Origin of the sequence: Sphingomonas sp. Leaf343, from assembly GCF_001423765.1 — a bacterium.
Classification (GTDB): domain Bacteria; phylum Pseudomonadota; class Alphaproteobacteria; order Sphingomonadales; family Sphingomonadaceae; genus Sphingomonas.
In genome coordinates this window covers 206,854-223,498 of the sequence record NZ_LMPG01000011.1, presented here as the reverse complement: position 1 = coordinate 223,498, position 16,645 = coordinate 206,854, and the positions used below count along the sequence as shown (strand labels likewise).

18 protein-coding genes and 1 tRNA gene are annotated in these 16,645 nt (G+C 68.6%); 10 read left to right on the top strand and 9 right to left on the bottom strand.

Annotated elements, in window-relative coordinates:
• Positions 1–9: 9 nt before the first annotated feature.
• Entirely contained in the window at positions 10–447 is a 438-nt protein-coding gene (locus tag ASG07_RS08695; protein ID WP_055844535.1) for a DUF3576 domain-containing protein, read from the bottom strand.
• A 235-nt stretch (positions 448–682) separates the two neighbouring features.
• On the opposite strand from ASG07_RS08695, the gene ASG07_RS08690 reads away from it, so the two are divergent.
• Complete coding sequence (locus tag ASG07_RS08690; protein WP_236694611.1) at positions 683–1,366, top strand: porin; 684 nt, start codon at positions 683–685, stop codon at positions 1,364–1,366.
• Between the two features lie 39 nt (positions 1,367–1,405).
• On the opposite strand, the gene ASG07_RS08685 is transcribed toward ASG07_RS08690, so the two are convergent.
• Positions 1,406–1,921 carry a thiamine phosphate synthase gene (locus ASG07_RS08685; protein WP_055844530.1) on the bottom strand — a complete coding sequence of 172 codons (516 nt, stop codon included), beginning with the start codon at positions 1,919–1,921 and terminating at the stop codon, positions 1,406–1,408.
• A gap of 22 nt (positions 1,922–1,943) precedes the next feature.
• On the opposite strand from ASG07_RS08685, the gene ASG07_RS08680 reads away from it, so the two are divergent.
• Both ASG07_RS08680 and ASG07_RS08675 read left to right on the top strand, forming a co-directional pair.
• Positions 1,944–2,600, top strand: a complete 657-nt coding sequence (locus ASG07_RS08680) for a YggS family pyridoxal phosphate-dependent enzyme (protein WP_055844527.1) — start codon at positions 1,944–1,946, stop codon at positions 2,598–2,600.
• Positions 2,597–3,259 carry an HAD family hydrolase gene (locus ASG07_RS08675; RefSeq protein WP_055844525.1) on the top strand — a complete coding sequence of 221 codons (663 nt, stop codon included), beginning with the start codon at positions 2,597–2,599 and terminating at the stop codon, positions 3,257–3,259. The genes ASG07_RS08680 and ASG07_RS08675 overlap by 4 nt, the downstream gene beginning before the upstream one ends.
• Positions 3,260–3,262: 3 nt before the next feature.
• On the opposite strand, the gene ribA is transcribed toward ASG07_RS08675, so the two are convergent.
• The 4 genes from ribA to ASG07_RS08655 all read right to left on the bottom strand — a co-directional run bounded on the left by ribA (position 3,263) and on the right by ASG07_RS08655 (position 6,684).
• Positions 3,263–4,282 carry a GTP cyclohydrolase II gene (gene ribA / locus ASG07_RS08670; RefSeq protein ID WP_055845028.1) on the bottom strand — a complete coding sequence of 340 codons (1,020 nt, stop codon included), beginning with the start codon at positions 4,280–4,282 and terminating at the stop codon, positions 3,263–3,265.
• Between the two features lie 35 nt (positions 4,283–4,317).
• Complete coding sequence (xth, locus tag ASG07_RS08665; protein ID WP_201780983.1) at positions 4,318–5,151, bottom strand: exodeoxyribonuclease III; 834 nt, start codon at positions 5,149–5,151, stop codon at positions 4,318–4,320.
• 301 nt (positions 5,152–5,452) lie between these two features.
• Entirely contained in the window at positions 5,453–6,124 is a 672-nt protein-coding gene (locus tag ASG07_RS08660) for an outer membrane lipoprotein carrier protein LolA (protein ID WP_082474679.1), read from the bottom strand.
• 35 nt (positions 6,125–6,159) lie between these two features.
• A complete protein-coding gene (locus tag ASG07_RS08655) occupies positions 6,160–6,684 on the bottom strand; it encodes a DUF1440 domain-containing protein (RefSeq protein ID WP_055844516.1) in 525 nt (174 codons plus the stop codon).
• 129 nt (positions 6,685–6,813) lie between these two features.
• Between ASG07_RS08655 and ASG07_RS18020 the strand changes: the two genes are divergently transcribed.
• Positions 6,814–6,942 carry a hypothetical protein gene (locus ASG07_RS18020; RefSeq protein WP_269082631.1) on the top strand — a complete coding sequence of 43 codons (129 nt, stop codon included), beginning with the start codon at positions 6,814–6,816 and terminating at the stop codon, positions 6,940–6,942.
• Between the two features lie 48 nt (positions 6,943–6,990).
• Here the strand turns inward: ASG07_RS18020 and ASG07_RS08650 are convergent.
• Positions 6,991–7,065, bottom strand: a tRNA-Gly gene (locus ASG07_RS08650).
• Positions 7,066–7,216: 151 nt separating this feature from the next.
• On the opposite strand from ASG07_RS08650, the gene ASG07_RS08645 reads away from it, so the two are divergent.
• The 6 genes from ASG07_RS08645 to ASG07_RS16920 all read left to right on the top strand — a co-directional run bounded on the left by ASG07_RS08645 (position 7,217) and on the right by ASG07_RS16920 (position 15,017).
• Complete coding sequence (locus ASG07_RS08645; RefSeq protein WP_055844509.1) at positions 7,217–8,017, top strand: ImuA family protein; 801 nt, start codon at positions 7,217–7,219, stop codon at positions 8,015–8,017.
• Positions 7,962–9,476, top strand: a complete 1,515-nt coding sequence (locus ASG07_RS08640) for a Y-family DNA polymerase (protein ID WP_236694610.1) — start codon at positions 7,962–7,964, stop codon at positions 9,474–9,476. Before ASG07_RS08645 ends, ASG07_RS08640 begins: the two co-directional genes overlap by 56 nt.
• Positions 9,477–9,543: 67 nt before the next feature.
• Positions 9,544–12,966 carry an error-prone DNA polymerase gene (locus tag ASG07_RS08635; RefSeq protein WP_055844505.1) on the top strand — a complete coding sequence of 1,141 codons (3,423 nt, stop codon included), beginning with the start codon at positions 9,544–9,546 and terminating at the stop codon, positions 12,964–12,966.
• Positions 12,967–13,325: 359 nt separating this feature from the next.
• On the top strand, positions 13,326–14,219 hold the full coding sequence (locus ASG07_RS08630) for a tetratricopeptide repeat protein (protein WP_055844502.1): 894 nt from the start codon (positions 13,326–13,328) through the stop codon (positions 14,217–14,219).
• 10 nt (positions 14,220–14,229) lie between these two features.
• The gene (locus ASG07_RS08625) at positions 14,230–14,847 is read left to right on the top strand and encodes an LON peptidase substrate-binding domain-containing protein (RefSeq protein ID WP_055844499.1); all 618 of its coding nucleotides are present in this window, start codon (positions 14,230–14,232) and stop codon (positions 14,845–14,847) included.
• Complete coding sequence (locus ASG07_RS16920) at positions 14,844–15,017, top strand: Trm112 family protein (protein ID WP_082474677.1); 174 nt, start codon at positions 14,844–14,846, stop codon at positions 15,015–15,017. The genes ASG07_RS08625 and ASG07_RS16920 overlap by 4 nt, the downstream gene beginning before the upstream one ends.
• Before the next feature lie 3 nt (positions 15,018–15,020).
• Here ASG07_RS16920 and ASG07_RS08620 read toward each other — a convergent pair whose 3' ends face one another.
• The gene (locus ASG07_RS08620) at positions 15,021–15,371 is read right to left on the bottom strand and encodes a PilZ domain-containing protein (protein WP_055844496.1); all 351 of its coding nucleotides are present in this window, start codon (positions 15,369–15,371) and stop codon (positions 15,021–15,023) included.
• A 45-nt stretch (positions 15,372–15,416) separates the two neighbouring features.
• Entirely contained in the window at positions 15,417–16,631 is a 1,215-nt protein-coding gene (locus ASG07_RS08615) for a UbiH/UbiF/VisC/COQ6 family ubiquinone biosynthesis hydroxylase (protein WP_055844492.1), read from the bottom strand.
• Positions 16,632–16,645 lie beyond the last annotated feature (14 nt).

Below are 16,645 nucleotides of genomic sequence, written 5' to 3'. Positions count from 1 at the left end.
GATGCTGCCTCAGCCGGCGATGGAGGCGCGGCGCAGATCGCGGGCGCGGGTGAGGATCAGATCCTCCAGCTTCTGCGTGGTCGCGGCCTGAACGGGTGCGGACACCCACTGACCCTGACGGTTGATCTCGCGCAGCGCCGCGACGCGCACCGCATCGGCGCGCAGGTCCTGATCGAGGATCGACACCGTCACCTTCATCCGCTCCGTCGGGATTTGCGGATTGACGTACCAGTCGGTGACGATGACGCCGCCGTTGGAGTCGGTCTGGAGCAGTGGCATGAACGACAGCGTGTCGAGGCTTGCGCGCCACAGATAGCTGTTCACGCCGATCGTCGTGATCTTCGATGCGGCCAGATCGCCCTTGGGCCGATCGTTGCTGGCGCAGGCGGACAGGGTCGCGAGCGACAGGACGGCGATGATGCCCAGACGGGCGGTGCGGCGGATCATGCGGATGGGTGTCCTAAGACGGAAAAGGGCGTCTCCGCCTCTATAGAGCCGCGTGCGCGCCCGCAAGTTACGCTCGTGCCGAGGCAGAAGTGTGCGTTTGGTGCAACACACGCGCAATTTCCGTACCGTCAGCCGTCAGGCGATGGCTGGCCCGGATCGAATCATGCTAGGCGAAGTTTCGAGGGGATTAGTCGGAGGATTCGGGGTGGCTGCGCATCGCGCAATGATAGGGGTTGTGGCCGGGGCGCTTGTCGCCACCGCCGCCCTCGTCGCGCCTGCGGTCGGTGCCCTCCGGACCGCCGATCAGCATAGCGCCCGCACGCTCAAGCGCGCTCCTGCTCGGACGCTGGGTGGTTTCACGCCCGCGGCGGGCGATCCGCGGCTCGCCGCGCTGTTTGCGCGAAGTGGTCTTGGTACCGGTAACGGCCTGCCTTTCACGCCGGCCGAAACGCGTCGCGACAGCCGCGCCGTGACGGTCGCGGTCCGCGCCCGCAGCAACGTCGACACGAACGCCGCCACGCGCGTTGCCGCCGAGCCGCGCACCGGGATCGCGCCGATCGCCTATAATCTGGGCGCCGCGGTCGGGTGGAAGCGGTTCGCGATCGCCGGCGACGTGACCCGCGTCGACCTCGCGACCCAGCCTGGCGGGCGCGAGGGTGCGGACGTGGCGCTCAGCTACACGGCCAATCGCTGGAGCACGCAGGTCCGTGCGGCGGCCGATCGCCCCATCGCCGGCACGCCGAAAGCGATCGCGGATCCGCAGAGCTATTCTGTGGATCTGGGCGGGTCCTATTCGCTGACGCACAATCTGGATGTGACGGCGGGCGTCCGTTATCGTTCGGATCGCGAGCGGCTGGCGCGACTGGACGATCGGCGCGACAGTCAGGCCGTCTATCTGGGTACCGCGTTCCGGTTCTGACGTCGGCTGCTGCGGGTTTTGCTAACGGGCGGCTCGTAATCAGCCTGCCCAGGCATCGATGGCCGCCCAGCCCGCGAAACCCAATCGTGCAATTCGTCGCCACCGCCGTTCCGTCATGCCGCCCAGTGCGATGACGGGAGCATCCGCCAGCCGGCCGATCCGCGCCGCACCCGCCGGTCCGAGTGCCCCGGCCCCCGGATGCGAGCGCGTCGGAAACACCGGCGACACCATGACCATCTTCGCTCCCGCCCGCCGCGCCGCCAGCGCCTCCGTCCGATCATGGACCGGCCAGCTATAGGCTCCGGCGGCTCGCCCGTGTCGCAGCGCCCCCGCCATCTTTGACCCCGCCACGATCAGCATCAGCCGCCGCGCCCGTGTGACGCGCCGCACCTGCGCGAACAACGCCCGCCGCGCCGCCACCGGCATGCCATGGTGCCGGAACACCACTCCACTCCCCGGCGGCAAGCGTCGCAACGCCCGCCACAGGCCGTCGCCCAGCCGCTCGTCGGTCATCAGCCAGCGGATCGGCGGAATGGCGGGGTATCGGCTGCGCATCGCCGCCCCTATAGCGCCCCGCATGACCGAACAGGACCCCCTCGCGGCGGTACGCGCCCGGATCGACGCGGCCGCGCGCCTTGCACATCGTCAGGACGCCGCGACGCTGATCGCCGTGTCCAAGACGCGGACGGCGGAGGAGATCGAACCGCTGCTCGCCGCCGGCCAGCGCGTCTTCGGCGAGAACCGCGTGCAGGAGGCGCAGGGTAAATGGCCGGCGCTGCGAGAGCGGTATTCCGGTGTCGAACTGCACCTCGTCGGACAGCTTCAGTCGAACAAGGCGGCGGACGCGGTGGCGCTGTTCGACGCGATCCATTCCGTCGATCGTCCGTCGCTGGTCGATGCGCTGGGGGCAGCGTGCGCGAACGCCGGCAAGCATCCCGCCTGCTTCGTGCAGGTCAATATCGGTGATGAGCCGCAAAAGGGTGGCTGCGGGGTGGCCGATCTGCCGGCGTTGCTGGAGCGTGCGCGGGCTGCCGAACTGACGATCGCCGGGTTGATGGCGGTGCCGCCCGCCGACCTCGAACCTGCGCCCTATTTCGCGCTGCTCGCCAAACTGGCGCGCGATCACGGCCTCGGGGGATTGAGCATGGGGATGTCCAACGATCTGGAAACGGCGGTCATGCTCGGCGCGACGCATGTCCGTGTCGGTACTGCGCTGTTCGGAGCGCGCGCATGAGGTACGACGCCCTGTTGTTCGACTTCGACGGCGTGCTGCTGGAAAGCGAAGCGTCGGGCAACCGGCAGCTTGCGGAGTGGCTGACGGCGGCGGGCTATCCGACGACGCCCGAGCATTCGATGACGCATTTCATGGGCCTGTCGGGGACCGACTTCATCGCGGCGGTGGAGAAGTGGATCGGCAAGCCGCTGCCGGACGCGTTCCACGCCGATCGCGAGGTGGAGAATGCCCGCGTGCTGGCGGAGGGGATCGATGCGGTCGCGGGTGCCGTGGCGTTCGTGCGGTCGCTCCCGAAGGACTTGCCGCGCGCGGTGGTGTCGTCCAGTTCGACGCGCTGGATCGACACGCATCTGCGTCATCTCGGCCTGCGCGACGCGTTCGGGGATCACATCTATTCGGGTCGCGAACATGTCGCGCGTGGCAAGCCGGAGCCGGACCTGTATCTCTACGGCGCGGATCGGCTGAGCGTGCCGATCGGGCGATGCGCGATCATCGAGGATTCCCCGGTCGGCGTGACGGGCGCGGCGAAGACCGGGGCGTTCGTGATCGGCCTGTGCGCGGGGCTGCACTGTCCCGCCGACCACGCCGAACGCGTGCTGGCGCTGGGCGCCGATGTCGTTGCGGCGGATTTCGATGCGGTGGCGCGGATGCTGGAATAGCGCCTAGAATTCGTGACCCGTCCGGTCGCGCTTGGTCGCCAGATACCGCTCGTTGTGCGGGTTCGGCGGCAGATGATGCGGCACCCGCTCCACCACGCGCGTGCCCGCCGCCTCCAGCCCCGCGACCTTGGCGGGGTTGTTGGTCAACAGACGCACCGCGCGCTGGCCGATCAGGTCCAGCATCCGCGCCGCCACGCCGAAATCGCGCGCATCGACCGCGAAGCCCAGCCGCGTATTCGCATCGACCGTATCGAAACCCTGATCCTGCAACCGGTACGCGCGCAGCTTGTTGACCAGCCCGATCCCGCGGCCCTCCTGCCGAAGATAAAGCAGGATGCCCCAGCCGTTCGCGGCGATCGCGCGGATCGCGGCATGAAGCTGCGGCCCGCAATCGCATTTCAGGCTGCCGAGCACGTCCCCGGTCAGGCACTCGCTGTGCAGCCGTACCAGCGGCGGCGTCCCGTCCGGCTGACCGACGATCAGCGCGACATGCTCGTCCCCCGAATCGGGGGCGCGGAACGCGACGATCTCCGCATCCTCCGCGCCGTCGACGGGCAGCCGCGCCCGCGTCGCGATCCGGAGCGTGGCCGGCGCGGTGTAGGCGTCGATCGCGGCGGCGGCGATCGTCACCTCCGGCTCGACCCCGTTGATGAAGAAGGCCGGGAGCAATCCTGCGATCCGCGCCAGTCGCAGCGCCGCGAGCGCGGCGACCGGCCGGACGACGTCGGTCGTTCGGAACGGCCCCTTCAGCGGCGTCGCGAGATCGAGCTGCGGGTCGGCGAGCGCGACCGCCGCATCGAAATCGAGCCACGGCGCATGCTCCACCACCACCGGGAAATCCGGATCGGCGGCGGCGAGCTGGTTGGTCAGCTTCAGCGTCTCCGCCCGCCCGCTGGTGATCAGTGCCGGGCCGCCACCCGGCGCGAATGCCGCCAGCCGCACCGGATCGGCACTTTCCACCGCCAGCAGCGTGAGCGGACCCTCGCCCGGCGCATCGATCGCAATCGGCCAGCCGCGCCGCATCGCGTCGATCGCGCGCGCGACGTCCCGCGCCTCCCTCACCACGCGAACTCGGTCATGATCGGGACATGATCGGACGGCTTCAGCCAGCCGCGGCAGTCCTCGAACACGGTGTGCGCCACCGCCTGCGCCGCCACGTCCTGCGTCGCCCACATATGGTCGAGCCGCCGGCCGCGATCCGACGCCGCCCAATCCTTCGCGCGGTAGCTCCACCAGGTGTGCAGCCGCCGGGGGGCCGGGTGGAAGTGCCGGCCGAGGTCGACCCAGTCGCCCGCCGCCTGCAACCGGGCGAGCGCCTCGACCTCGATCGGCGTGTGGCTGACCACGTCGAGCAGCTGTTTGTGGCTCCACACGTCCTCGGGCAGTGGTGCGATGTTGAAATCGCCGACCAGGATCGTCGGGCCGGACAACTCCTCCGACCAGCGCGTCATCCGCTCCACGAAATCGAGCTTCTGGCCGAATTTTGGATTCACCTCGCGATCGGGCACGTCGCCGCCGGCGGGGACATAGACATTCTCCAGCCGCACGCCGTTCGGCAGGGCGACGCCGACATGCCGCGCCTCGCGATTGGCCTGCCAGTCGAACCGGTCGTCCAGCGCGATCGGCACGCGGCTGAGGATCGCGACGCCGTGGTGCATGCGCTGGCCGTGGATGACGATATGGTCGTAGCCGAGCGAGCGGAACATCTCGAACGGGAAGTCGTCGTCGACCACCTTCGTCTCCTGAAGACACAGGATGTCGGGTGCCTGCTCGCGCAGGAAATGCTCGACGATGGCGATGCGGAACCGCACCGAATTGATGTTCCAGGAGACGATCTTCACGGGCGCGCGGGTAGCGGGTTTTGCGGGGCGCGTCGATGTTCGGCGCGTCATGGCCAAGCCGCGCCGTCCAATGTCAGGTCGTTCGCAACCGGATGAGAAAGGCCCCCGTTCCGGGGGCATGGAACGAGGGCCGACTCAGCGTTCGTCACGCAGGCGAATGGAGGTTCGATCCAGGCAACAGGGGGAAATCCCGGACGCCCCACATCCGCAAATCGGCTTTAGCCCCGGCAACCTGTCGATTGGATGAATGGCTTTGTAAAAAACGACTTGATCGGGAAACCCTGCGTTTCGCGGGGGCATATAGCTTCGAAAATCCATCACCCGCGAAGCGGGATATCCGATCGTGAAGACGTTACCGCCGCGTCGTCGGCCGCGGATCGGTCCAACGGAAGGCGTTGCTCGCCACCGGTGCGCCATAACGCTGGTTCGACAGCCGGACGGTCGTGCGATTGTTCTGGCTGTCGAGCGCCACCCAGCCCTGCAACGTCATGCCCGCCGGCGCGGCGGCATCGCGCGCCAGCACCAGCGTGATGCGGCCATATTCGGGATGCTTGGGATCGCGCGCCTCGACCGATACCAGCCGCGGATCGCCGGGCACGACTTTCGCAAATTGCGACAGGTCGCGGTTTGGATCGAGCAGCACGCCCAGCGGCGAATTGCGGATCGGCCAGCGTTGCACCTGCTTCACCGAATAATCGATGAACGTCAGCGCGCCGCCTTCGGCGACGATCAGCGTCGGCACGCCCTTTTGGTACTGGAACCGGATATTGCCCGGCTGCTTCCACGTCAGCGTGCCGGTCAGCACCTGACCGTTGCGATCGGTCTGGCTGAAATCGGCGGTCATCGTCGTGATCGCCTTCAGATAGCGTTGCACGCTCGCAAGGTCGTTCCCCTGTGCGGCGGCCGGAGCAGCGATGGCCGGGACGAGCAGGGCGGCGGCGATAAAGGACTTCAACGACGATCTCCCGAGGATGCGCGATGTCTTGCCTGCCGCGCATTGAACTCGCCGTGAACGTCGTTGCATGCCCCCGGGGTCCGCGCCAGCCGTGTCGGCGGCGGTCAGTCCGCTGGCGCGAGCGTGGCGTCGACCTGCGCGCGGACCAGCTCTGTCACCCCGCCGAACACCAGATGCGACGCCAGCGAATAGAGGTGGCCGGACGCCGGCGTCTTCCACGGCGCATCCGCCAGTCCCAGCGCGGGCACCGCGCCCTCGTCCAGCACGGTCGCGGTGGTCAGCCCGAACAGCGTGCCAGACGCCGTCGTGACGCGCGGCTCGAACGCCGCCGCGATGCCGTAAGCGACGCCGAGAACAGCCCCCAGGCCATAGTGCATCGCCTGCCCGGCCAGCGGCTTGTTCGCGTCCGCGACCTCGTCGCCCGTGACCAGCCTCGCGAGCCCGTCCGCCGCCTTGTTCGTCGTAGGTTCTGCGTCGCTGTCGCTGTCCCCGCCGCTGTCGGCGTCGGACAATCTGGCAAGGATGGCCTGCAATCCATCCATTGCCAGCGATGCGACGATGCCGCCGACCAGTCCGGCCAGCGCGCCTCTCGCGATCCGGGCCCCCGTATTCCGGTTCTCGTCGCTCATGATCGTCTCCCGTATGTTCGCATCCGGCCAGTCACTCTTATCGTTCCAGAACCGATCCGGTGGGCCACCGTTCCCCCAAATACCGTCGCGCCGGGGACCCGTTATCGGCTGCATCTGGCGGGGCTCGACGTGATCGCGCGGGTGCAGGACAATAATGCGGTCGACACCTATCGCTTGGTCGCGAATGCGTCGGCGGGACTGTATGTCATCGCGGGACGCTATATGTCGCTGTCGCTGGCGGCGGATCTGGACGCATAATCGGAAAGCGTGCTGAACCGAAAGCCTCTGACGGCTTTGACGGAAAACTGGAGCGGGCGAAGGGATTCGAACCCTCGACCCCAACCTTGGCAAGGTTGTGCTCTACCCCTGAGCTACGCCCGCTCTGGCGCCATAAGCCGGCGGACCGGCTGGGTGAGGCGCGGCCACTAACAGGGGTGCGTCGTGCTCGCAAGCGCAAAACGCGACGACCATCTCCGAATGCGCGAAGATTCAGGGTTGGCGACTCATCAAATAGAACATTACAAGAACATAGATGGCCGACTCGACTGCCCTGATAGCGCATCTTCGCGCGATCGCCGCCCCCCGCAGCGGCAGGGCGATCGATTCCGCCGGTCCGGACGATTGGCTGGAGCGGGGGGCACCGGCGGCGCAATTGCATGAAATCTATGGGACGGAGGCGGAGGACGGGCCGGCGGCGACGGGATTCGCGGTGGCGCTGGCACTGGCCGGACAGGCATGGGCGCACACGACTGCACCGATCCTGTGGGTGCGGCAACAGGGGCGCGGCGACGGGCGGCTGCATGCGACCGGCCTGCTCGACCTTGGTCTGACCCCGGATACGCTGGTGCTGGCGGAGGTGCCCGATCCCGCCGCATTGCTGCGCGTGGCGGCGGATGCGGCGCGCTGTCCGGGGCTCGGTACCGTCATCGTCGAGACGCATGGCCGCGTGCCGGGGCTGGACCTGACCGCGACCCGCCGGCTGATGCTGGCCGCCGAATCGTCCGGCGTCACCGTGCTCGGCGTCCGCCTCGCCGCACAGGTCGAACCCAGCGCCGCCGCCAGCCGCTGGGGCGTCGCCGCCATGCCGTCTCGCACCTTGCCGGGGGACGTGTTCGGCACGCCCGCACCCGGCCGACCTGCCTTTCTCGTCGAATGCCTGCGTCGGCGCGGCGGCCCTGCCGGCACCCGCTGGCCCGTGGAGTGGAACCGTGAAACCCGACATTTCGTCCCCCTGCCGGCCCGGGAAGCGGCGCTATCTGGCGCTGGTCTTCCCCTGGTTGCCGATCGAACGGTTGCGCGCGACGCGACCGCATCTGTTCGTCGGGCGGGGTGAGACGCCGACCGCCTTCGTGGAGACGGTCGGCCAAGCCGTGCGCCTCGTCGCGCTCGACCGGGCGGCGATGCTCGCGGGGCTGCAACCCGGCCTGACGCTGGCCGATGCACGGGCGCGGGTGCCGGAACTGGAGGTCTTTCCCAGCGACCCGCATGCCGATCACGAATGGCTGGAACGACTGGCGGAGGGCTGCGCACGCTACACGCCGACCGTCGCGCTGGATGCGCCCGACGGGCTGACGCTCGACATCGCCGGATGCGTCCATGCGTTCGAAGGGGAGCGGTTCCTCGCGGCCGATGTCGAGGGGCGGCTGGCGCGGCGCGGTGTGCTGGTCCGCCATGCGTTCGGCGACACGCCGGAGGTGGCGAGGGCGCTCGCCCGTTATGCCGGTTCGCCCGCCCCGGACGAGGCGGGGGCGGTGCGGAGGCTGCCGGTGGCGGCGCTGGGGCTGGACGACGATGATAGCGAGGCGCTGCGCCGCGCCGGGCTGAAGACGGTCGGCGACGTCATGAGCCGCCCGCTCAGTGGTATCGCCGCACGCTTCGGCGAAGCGGCGGCGACGGCGGTGCGGCGGCTGTCGGGGGAGGCGAAGTCCCCGGTCGTGGCGCGCAAAACGGTCCAGCCGATCGCGGCCGAACGGCGCTTCGCCGAACCGGTTGCGCGCACCGAATATGCGCTGGAGGTAATCGCCGACCTCGCCGCCGAAGCTGTCGACGCGCTGGAGAAACGCCGCGAGGGCGGTCGTCGGTGGGAGGCGAAGCTGTTCCGCGCCGACGGCCAGATCCAGCGGCTGCGCGTGGAGACCGGCCGCCCGACCCGCGACGTATCGTTGCTGATGCGATTGTTCGCGGAGCGGATCGACGGGCTGGCCGATCCCCTCGACCCCGGTTTCGGCTACGACCTGATCCGGCTCGACGTGGTGCTGGCGGAGCGGCTCGACACCAGCCAGTTGCAGCTGGAGGGCGGCGAGACGCGCCAGAGTGTTGGCGGCGGCGATGTCGGCGCGCTGGTCGACCAACTCTCGACACGCCTCGGCCGCGATCGGGTGCGGCGATTCGCGGCGCGCGACAGCCACATCCCCGAACAGGCCGAACTGATGCTGCCCGCTGCTGCGCCCGCGACCGCGGCGATACCCTGGCCGGAGCCGGAGGCGGGGGAGCCGCCGCTTCGCCCGATCTACCTGTTCGATCCGCCGCAGCCGATCGAGAGCGTGATGGCGGAGGTGCCGGACGGCCCACCCGCCCGCTTCCGCTGGCGGCGCACGTTGCACGACGTGGCACGCGCCGAGGGGCCGGAGCGGATCGCCGGCGAATGGTGGCGACGCCACGACGCCGCGATCCCCACCCGCGATTATTTCCGGATCGAGGACCGGCGCGGGCGGCGCTTCTGGATCTTCCGCCACGGCCTGTATTCGGAAACGGAAGCGCCGCGCTGGTATTTGCACGGGCTGTTCGCGTGATGCTGTTCGCACGGTGCGGGACCAACAAGAAGGGGGTCATGCGAGGCTGCGGAGGCACCGGGCAGTGATGAGCGCGTTCGCCGATCTCGTCACCGCCACCAGCTTCTCGTTCCTCGACGGCGCGAGCCAGCCCGGCGACATGGTCGCCCGCGCGGTGGAGTTGAAGCACGCCGGCATCGGCATCGCCGACCGCAACACCGTGGCCGGCGTCGTCCGCGCCTATGACGCACTGGAGCGCGCGCGAAAGGGCCTGCTCGGCGCGCAACTGCCGCCGCTCGCGTTCAAGCTGGCGGTCGGCGCACGGCTGGTGTTCGCGGACGGCACGCCCGACATCGTCGCCTATCCCGCCACCCGCCACGGCTGGGGTCGGCTGACCCGCCTGCTGACGACGGGGAATCTGCGGTCGGAGAAGGGTGGCTGCATCCTGGGGCTCGGCGACCTGATCCGTCATTCCGACGATCTGCTGCTGATCGTCCTGTCCCGATCGACCGAGCGGCTGGTCAAGCCGATGCCCGGCATCCCCCTGCCACCAGGCCGTGCCGATCCCGGCCTGCCCGCGACGCTGGCCGAGCTGGCAAAGGCCGCACCGGGCTGCGTCTGGCTGGGCCTGACGATGCCGCGTGCGGGGCGCGACCGGCGGCGACTAGCACGGCTGGCGGCCGTTGCGGACGCGGCCTGCGTGCCGCTGCTGGCGACCACCGACGCGCTCTATGCGGACCCGAGCGCCCGCCCGCTGCATGACGTCGTCACCTGCATCCGCGAGAGGCTGACGGTCCACGCCGCCGGCCGCATCCTCGCCGCCAATGCCGAACGCCACCTGAAACCGCCGGAGGAAATGGCGCGGCTGTTCGCGTTTCGCCCGGATGCCATCGCGCAGAGCCAGATCTTGCTCGATCGCATCGGCTTCGATCTGTCGCAACTCTCCTACGAATACCCCCACGAACCGGTGCCGGAGGGTTGGGGCGCGCAAAGCTGGCTGGAACACATCACCTACACGGCGGCGCGGCAACGCTTTCCCGACGGAATTCCGGATAAGCTGCAAGGGCTGTTGAAGGTGGAACTGCCGCTGATCGCAGACCGCCACTACGCGCATTACTTCCTGACCGTCCACGACATCGTCCGCTTCGCGCGTGACGAATGCGATCCGCCGATCCTGTGTCAGGGGCGCGGCTCGGCGGCGAATTCGGCGGTGTGCTGGCTGCTCGGCGTCACGTCGGTCGATCCGATGAAGCACGACCTGCTGTTCTCGCGCTTCGTGTCGGCGGAGCGCGACGAGCCGCCCGATATCGACATCGATTTCGAACATGAACGGCGCGAGGAGGTGATGCAGTACATCTACCGCCGCTACGGTCGCCACCGCGCGGCGATCGCCGGCACCGTCATCCGCTATCGCTCGCGCAGCACCGTGCGGGAGGTCGGCCGCGCGCTCGGTCTGACGGAGGATGTGACGCAGCGGCTGACCAGCACCGTCTGGGGCAGCTTTTCCGACCGGTTCGACGAACGCCGCTTCCACGAAACCGGCTTCGACCTCGCCAATCCGCAGATCGCGCAGCTGCGCACGATCGTCGACCAGCTGCACAAGTTTCCGCGGCATCTGTCGCAGCATGTCGGCGGCTATGTCCTGACCGAGGGGCGGCTGGACGAGACGGTGCCGATCCACAACGGCGCGATGAAGGACCGGACCTTCATCGAATGGGACAAGGACGATATCGATGTCCTGAAGATCATGAAGGTCGACATCCTCGCGCTCGGCATGTTGACCTGCATCCGCAAGGCGTTCGACCTGATGCGCGATGCCGATATGGGCGATCACGATCTCGACACCGTCCCCCCCGATGCGCCGGAGGTGTACGAGATGCTGTGCGACGGCGACAGCATCGGTGTGTTTCAGGTCGAAAGCCGCGCCCAGATCAACATGCTGCCGCGGCTCAACCCGCGCGAACTCTACGATCTGGTGGTGCAGGTCGCGATCGTGCGGCCCGGGCCGATCGAGGGCGACATGGTCCACCCCTATCTGCGCCGTCGCGCCGGCAAGGAACTGGTCGAGTGTCCATCGCCGTCACCACCGCACGATCCGGACGAATTGAAGACGCTGCTCGGCAAGACGTATGGCGTGCCGCTGTTTCAGGAACAGGCGATGAAGCTGGCGATCGTCGCCGCCAGCTTTACCCCCGACGAGGCGAACCGCCTGCGCAAGGCGATGGCGACGTTCCGGCACGTCGGCGGCATGGAGGATTTTCAGGCGAAGCTGGTCGATGGCATGACCGCGCGCGGCTACACCCGCGAATTCGCCGAGCGCTGCTATCGCCAGATCGAGGGGTTCGGCAGCTATGGTTTCCCCGAAAGCCACGCCCTGTCGTTCGCGCGGCTGGTCTATGTCTCGTCGTGGATCAAATGCCGCTATCCGGCGGTATTCGGCTGCGCGATCCTGAATTCGCAGCCGATGGGTTTTTACGCCCCCGCCCAGCTTGCGCGCGACGCGATCGAACACGGCGTCGACGTGACGCCGATCGACGTCAATCACAGCCTCTGGGACAATCGCCTGGAACCCGGTGCGCCGAAGCCGGTCGCGCGCAACTTCCATCGTCGCCGTATCGGCCCTGACAGAAAGCCGGTCGGCTGGAATGCGGAGGTCCGCGACGATCGCCACCTCGCCATCCGCCTCGGCTTCCGCCAGATCGACGGGTTTCGCGAGGAGTGGGGCCGCGCCATCGCCGCCGCCGCGCCCTATGCGTCGATCGAGGACCTTGCCCGCCGCGCCGGGTTGCCGTCGCGGGCGTTGAAGCTGCTCGCCGATGCCGATGCGTGCGGCTCGCTGGGGACGGACCGGCGGCAGGCGGGCTGGGAGGTACGCCGGACGCCGCCCGTACAACTCGCGCTGTTCGCCGCGGCCGATGCGCCGGAACTGGGGGTGGAACCGGATGCGAAGTTGCCCGCGATGCCATTGTCCGAACAGGTCGCCGCCGATTACCAGACGACGCGGCTGTCACTGAAGGACCACCCGATGACCTTCCTGCGCGCGACGTTCGCAGGCGAGGGCATCCTGTCCTGCAACCAGTTGCGCCATGCGAAGGACGGCCGCCGCGCCAGCGTCGCCGGGGTCGTCCTCGTCCGCCAGCGGCCGGGCAAGGGCAATGCCGTCTTCATCACCGTGGAGGACGAGAGCGGTATCGCCAACGCGCTGATGTGGGCGCGCGATTTCGAGGAGCATCGCCGCGCCGTGATGGCATCGCGGTTGATGGTCCTGCACGGCGTCGTCCAGCGCAGCGACGAGGGGGTGGTGCATCTGATGACCTCACGGGTCGAGGATCGCACGCATGAATTGCGCGGCCTGTCGGAGGATCACCAGCCGACGATCACCCTGTCGCGCGCCGACGAGTTCATCCGCCCGCAACACCCCCGCGGCCGCGATCCCCGCCACGACGACCCTCCCCGCCACGGCCACCCCCGCGACGTGCGCGTGCTGCCCAAATCACGGGATTTCCATTGAGGCATGACGGTGGAGCAGGACGCAGCGGTCCCACACCCCATCCGGACCACCCCGGCGAAGGCCGGGGTCCAGCCTCCACGAAATCGATGAGACTCACGGCATTGGCGGCAACCGGCCCCCGGGCTTTCGCCGGGGTCGAGGGGCGGGGAAGGATAGGACGTCCCAAAGCTGTCCTACAACTACCCCATGCACTAAGGACTGCCCTCACAGTCCGACATCGAACTGGCGAACAGTCCCACCTGCACGCGATATCCCGTGACCTTTGGGACCTTTCGCCCCGCTCCGGCTTCCAATCCGCCCTCTTCCGCCCCAAATAGCGACCGACACAAGCGAACGGAGATCACGTGGCCACCCTGGGAATGTCGCCTGCCGAAAAGGATGCGGTCGCCGCCTTCCGCCGCGATGTCGTCGAACCGTCGATGTCGAGCCTCGTCATCATCGATTTCTGGGCGGAGTGGTGCGGGCCCTGCAAGGCGCTGACGCCGGTGCTGGAAAAGGTCGCCGCCGCCTATGCCGACAAGGGCGTGGTGCTGGCCAAGGTCGACACTGACAAGAACCAGTTCATCGCCGCGCAATTCCAGATCAAGTCGATCCCGACGGTCTACGCGATGTTCCAGGGTCAGCTCGTCGCCGACCTGACGCCCGCGCGCACCGAAAGCGCACTGCGCACGATGCTCGACCAGCTCCTGAAGCAACTGCCGATCCAGACCGAAGCCGCCGATCAGGAGGCCGAACTGGAACCACTGGTCGCGATGGGTGAGGAGATGCTGGCAGAAGGCGACGGCGAACGCGCGCTGTCGCTGTTCGACCAGTTGCTGGAGATGGCGCCGGAGCATCCCGCCGTCCTGTCCGGCCGCATCCGCGCGCTGGTCGCCGCGGGCCGCACTGACGACGCGCAGGCGGCGGTGGATTCGCTGCCCGCCGACCTGAAGGACCCCGGCCTCGACCGCGCCCGTGCCGCGCTGGCGTTGGCGCAGACCGCGCAGCCGGTGGCGGACTATGCCGCACTCGCGACCGATGTGCAGAACAATCCCGACGATCACGAGCGTCGCTTCGCCCTGGCCGGTGCGCAGATGGCGGCGGGCGACCGCGATGCTGCCGCCGACAACCTCCTCTACATCGTCGCCGCCGACCGCGAGTGGAACGACGGGGCGGCGCGCACCCAGTTGCTGAAGCTGTTCGAAGTCGTCGGCCTGATGGACCCCTGGGTGTCGGCGCAGCGCCGCCGTCTGTCCGCGGTGCTGTTCGGATGACGGACGCCCGATGACGCGGCTGTCGATCTTTCCGCTGCCTGGCGCGCTGCTATTTCCCGACATGCACCTGCCGCTGCACATCTTCGAGCCGCGCTACCGCGCGATGATCTCCGACGCGATGGCGCGTGACCGGCGGATCGGCATGATCCAGCCGCGGATCGAGCCGGGCGCGATGTCGGACAAGCCGCCGCTTTATACCACCGGCTGCGTCGGCAAGATCGCGGAGGTGGAGGCGCTGGAGGACGGCCGCTACAACGTCATCCTCGAAGGGCTTTCGCTGTTCCGCGTCGTCCGCGAACTCGACGCTGCAACCGCGTTCCGCCAGATCGAGGCGGAGCTGCTGCCGACGATTGCCGACGACGCGCTGTCACTGGGCCGTCGCTCTTCGCTGGAAATGGAATCGCGCCGCTTCGCCGACGCTGCTGGCTATTCGGTGGATTGGGATGCGGTCGGCCGGCTCGACGACCAGAGCCTCGTCAATGGCATCGCCCAGATCGCGCCGTTCGACGTCGCCGCGAAACAGGCGCTGCTGGAGGCGCCCGATATCGAACAGCGCGCCGAACTCATCATCCAGCTCATGCAGTTCTTCGGCCGCCACGACGGCGAGGATCGGGTGACGCTGCAATGAGCGCGCTCGATCCGTGGCTGCTGGAACGGCTCGTCTGCCCGGTCACGCGTACGCCGCTGCGCTATGACGAGGCGGCGCAGGAACTGGTGTCGGAGTCGGCCGGGCTGGCCTATCCGATTCGCGACGGCGTGCCGGTGATGCTGGTCGACGAAGCGCGGTCGCTCGACTGACCGTCAGCTGCCGCGGCGGTAGGCGTGGCCCATGTCGGCGATCCAGCCGGCCTTAGCTGCAGCGGCAATCGTCGCGCGTGGCTTGCGCGCCGCCTCCAGATCGATGGTCGAGCGAAAGCGCAGCCCCGCCAGCTGCGGCTTGGCCCACATCACATCGGCGATCAGATCGCGCAGGCTGCCCATCGCCACCGTGATGACGTCGCCGGGGGCCAAATCCTGCTCGTTGTCGACGCAGGCTCCACGCGGCGACAGGTTGCGGACCCGCCGCTCCACCGTCGCCCCATCACGCGACAGGGCGGCCCGGAGGATGACACCGCTCCGCTTCTCGCGGGCTTCGGATATTGGGTCGGTCATGCCCCGGCTTTATCGGATCGAGGTTAAGGGTCGGCTAAACCCGTCCTATATCATCGCGCCCTGCAACAGCCGCGGCAGTTGCCCGCTCTCGCCGCGCGCCTCCGCCATGAACCGTGCCTTCAGCGGCGGCAGCCGGTCTACGGCGGAAATGCCGAACCGCCGTACTGCGCTCGCCGTTCGTCCCCGCACACCGAACAATCGCGTCAGTCCGTCCGTCGCCGCCGCCACCGCCAGCGTATCGAGGCCGCGCCAGCTCTGATACCGCGCCATCACCTGCGCGTCGCCGAGGTCGAGCCCCAGCCGCCGTGCCTCCACCAGCACCTCCGCCAGCACCGCGACATCGCGGAACCCCAGGTTCAGGCCCTGTCCGGCGATCGGGTGGATGCCGTGCCCCGCATCGCCGACCAGCGCCAGCCGCTCCGCCGTGATCGTGCCGGCATGATGAAACCCCAGCGGATAGGAGGCGCGCGGACTCGGCGCGGACAGCGTGCCGAGGAACCCGCCCATCCGCTTCTCCGCCTCCGCCAGAAAAGCGCGATCGGACAGTTTCACCAGCCCCGGCCCGTACGCCGCGGCGACCGACCACACGATCGCGGAACGATGCCCGATCTCGTCATCGGGCAACGGCAGGAGAGCGAACGGACCCGACGGATAGAAGATCTCGTAGGCGATATCGCCGTGCGGCTGCGCGTGATGGAACGCACCGACGATCGCGGCATGATCGTAGGACCAGCGCGCGACGCGGATGCCCGCCGCTTCCCGCGTCGGCGAATGACGCCCCTCCGCCGCGATCAGCAGCGGAGCGCGCACGACGCTGCCGTCGTCCAGCGTCGCGAAGACCCCCGCCGCCCTGCGTTCGACGTGGGTGGCACGCGTCTGCATCCTGAGCGTCACATGCTTTGCAGCGCGCGCCGCCTCGAACAGGGTCCGCCGCAGCAGCCGGTTCTCGTACATCGTCCCCAGCGCGCCGTCGTCGGCATCGGGCACGAAGTCGAGCGCGCCGGGCTTCAGGCCATCGCTGACCCGGATCTGCCGGATCGCGCAGCCCTTGCCCGACAATGTCGCGCCGACGCCGATCGCATCCAGCATGCGGTGGCTCGCGCTCGCCACGGCCGACGCGCGCCCGTCGAACCCAGGAGCGAGCATCACCGCCGGATCGGCAGGGTCGATCACGGTGGAGGTCAGGCCATGCGCGTCCAGCGCCAGCGCCAGCGTGGCCCCGACCAGTCCGCCGCCGAGGATGATGACATCGTTCTGCATGCAAAGCGTCTTAC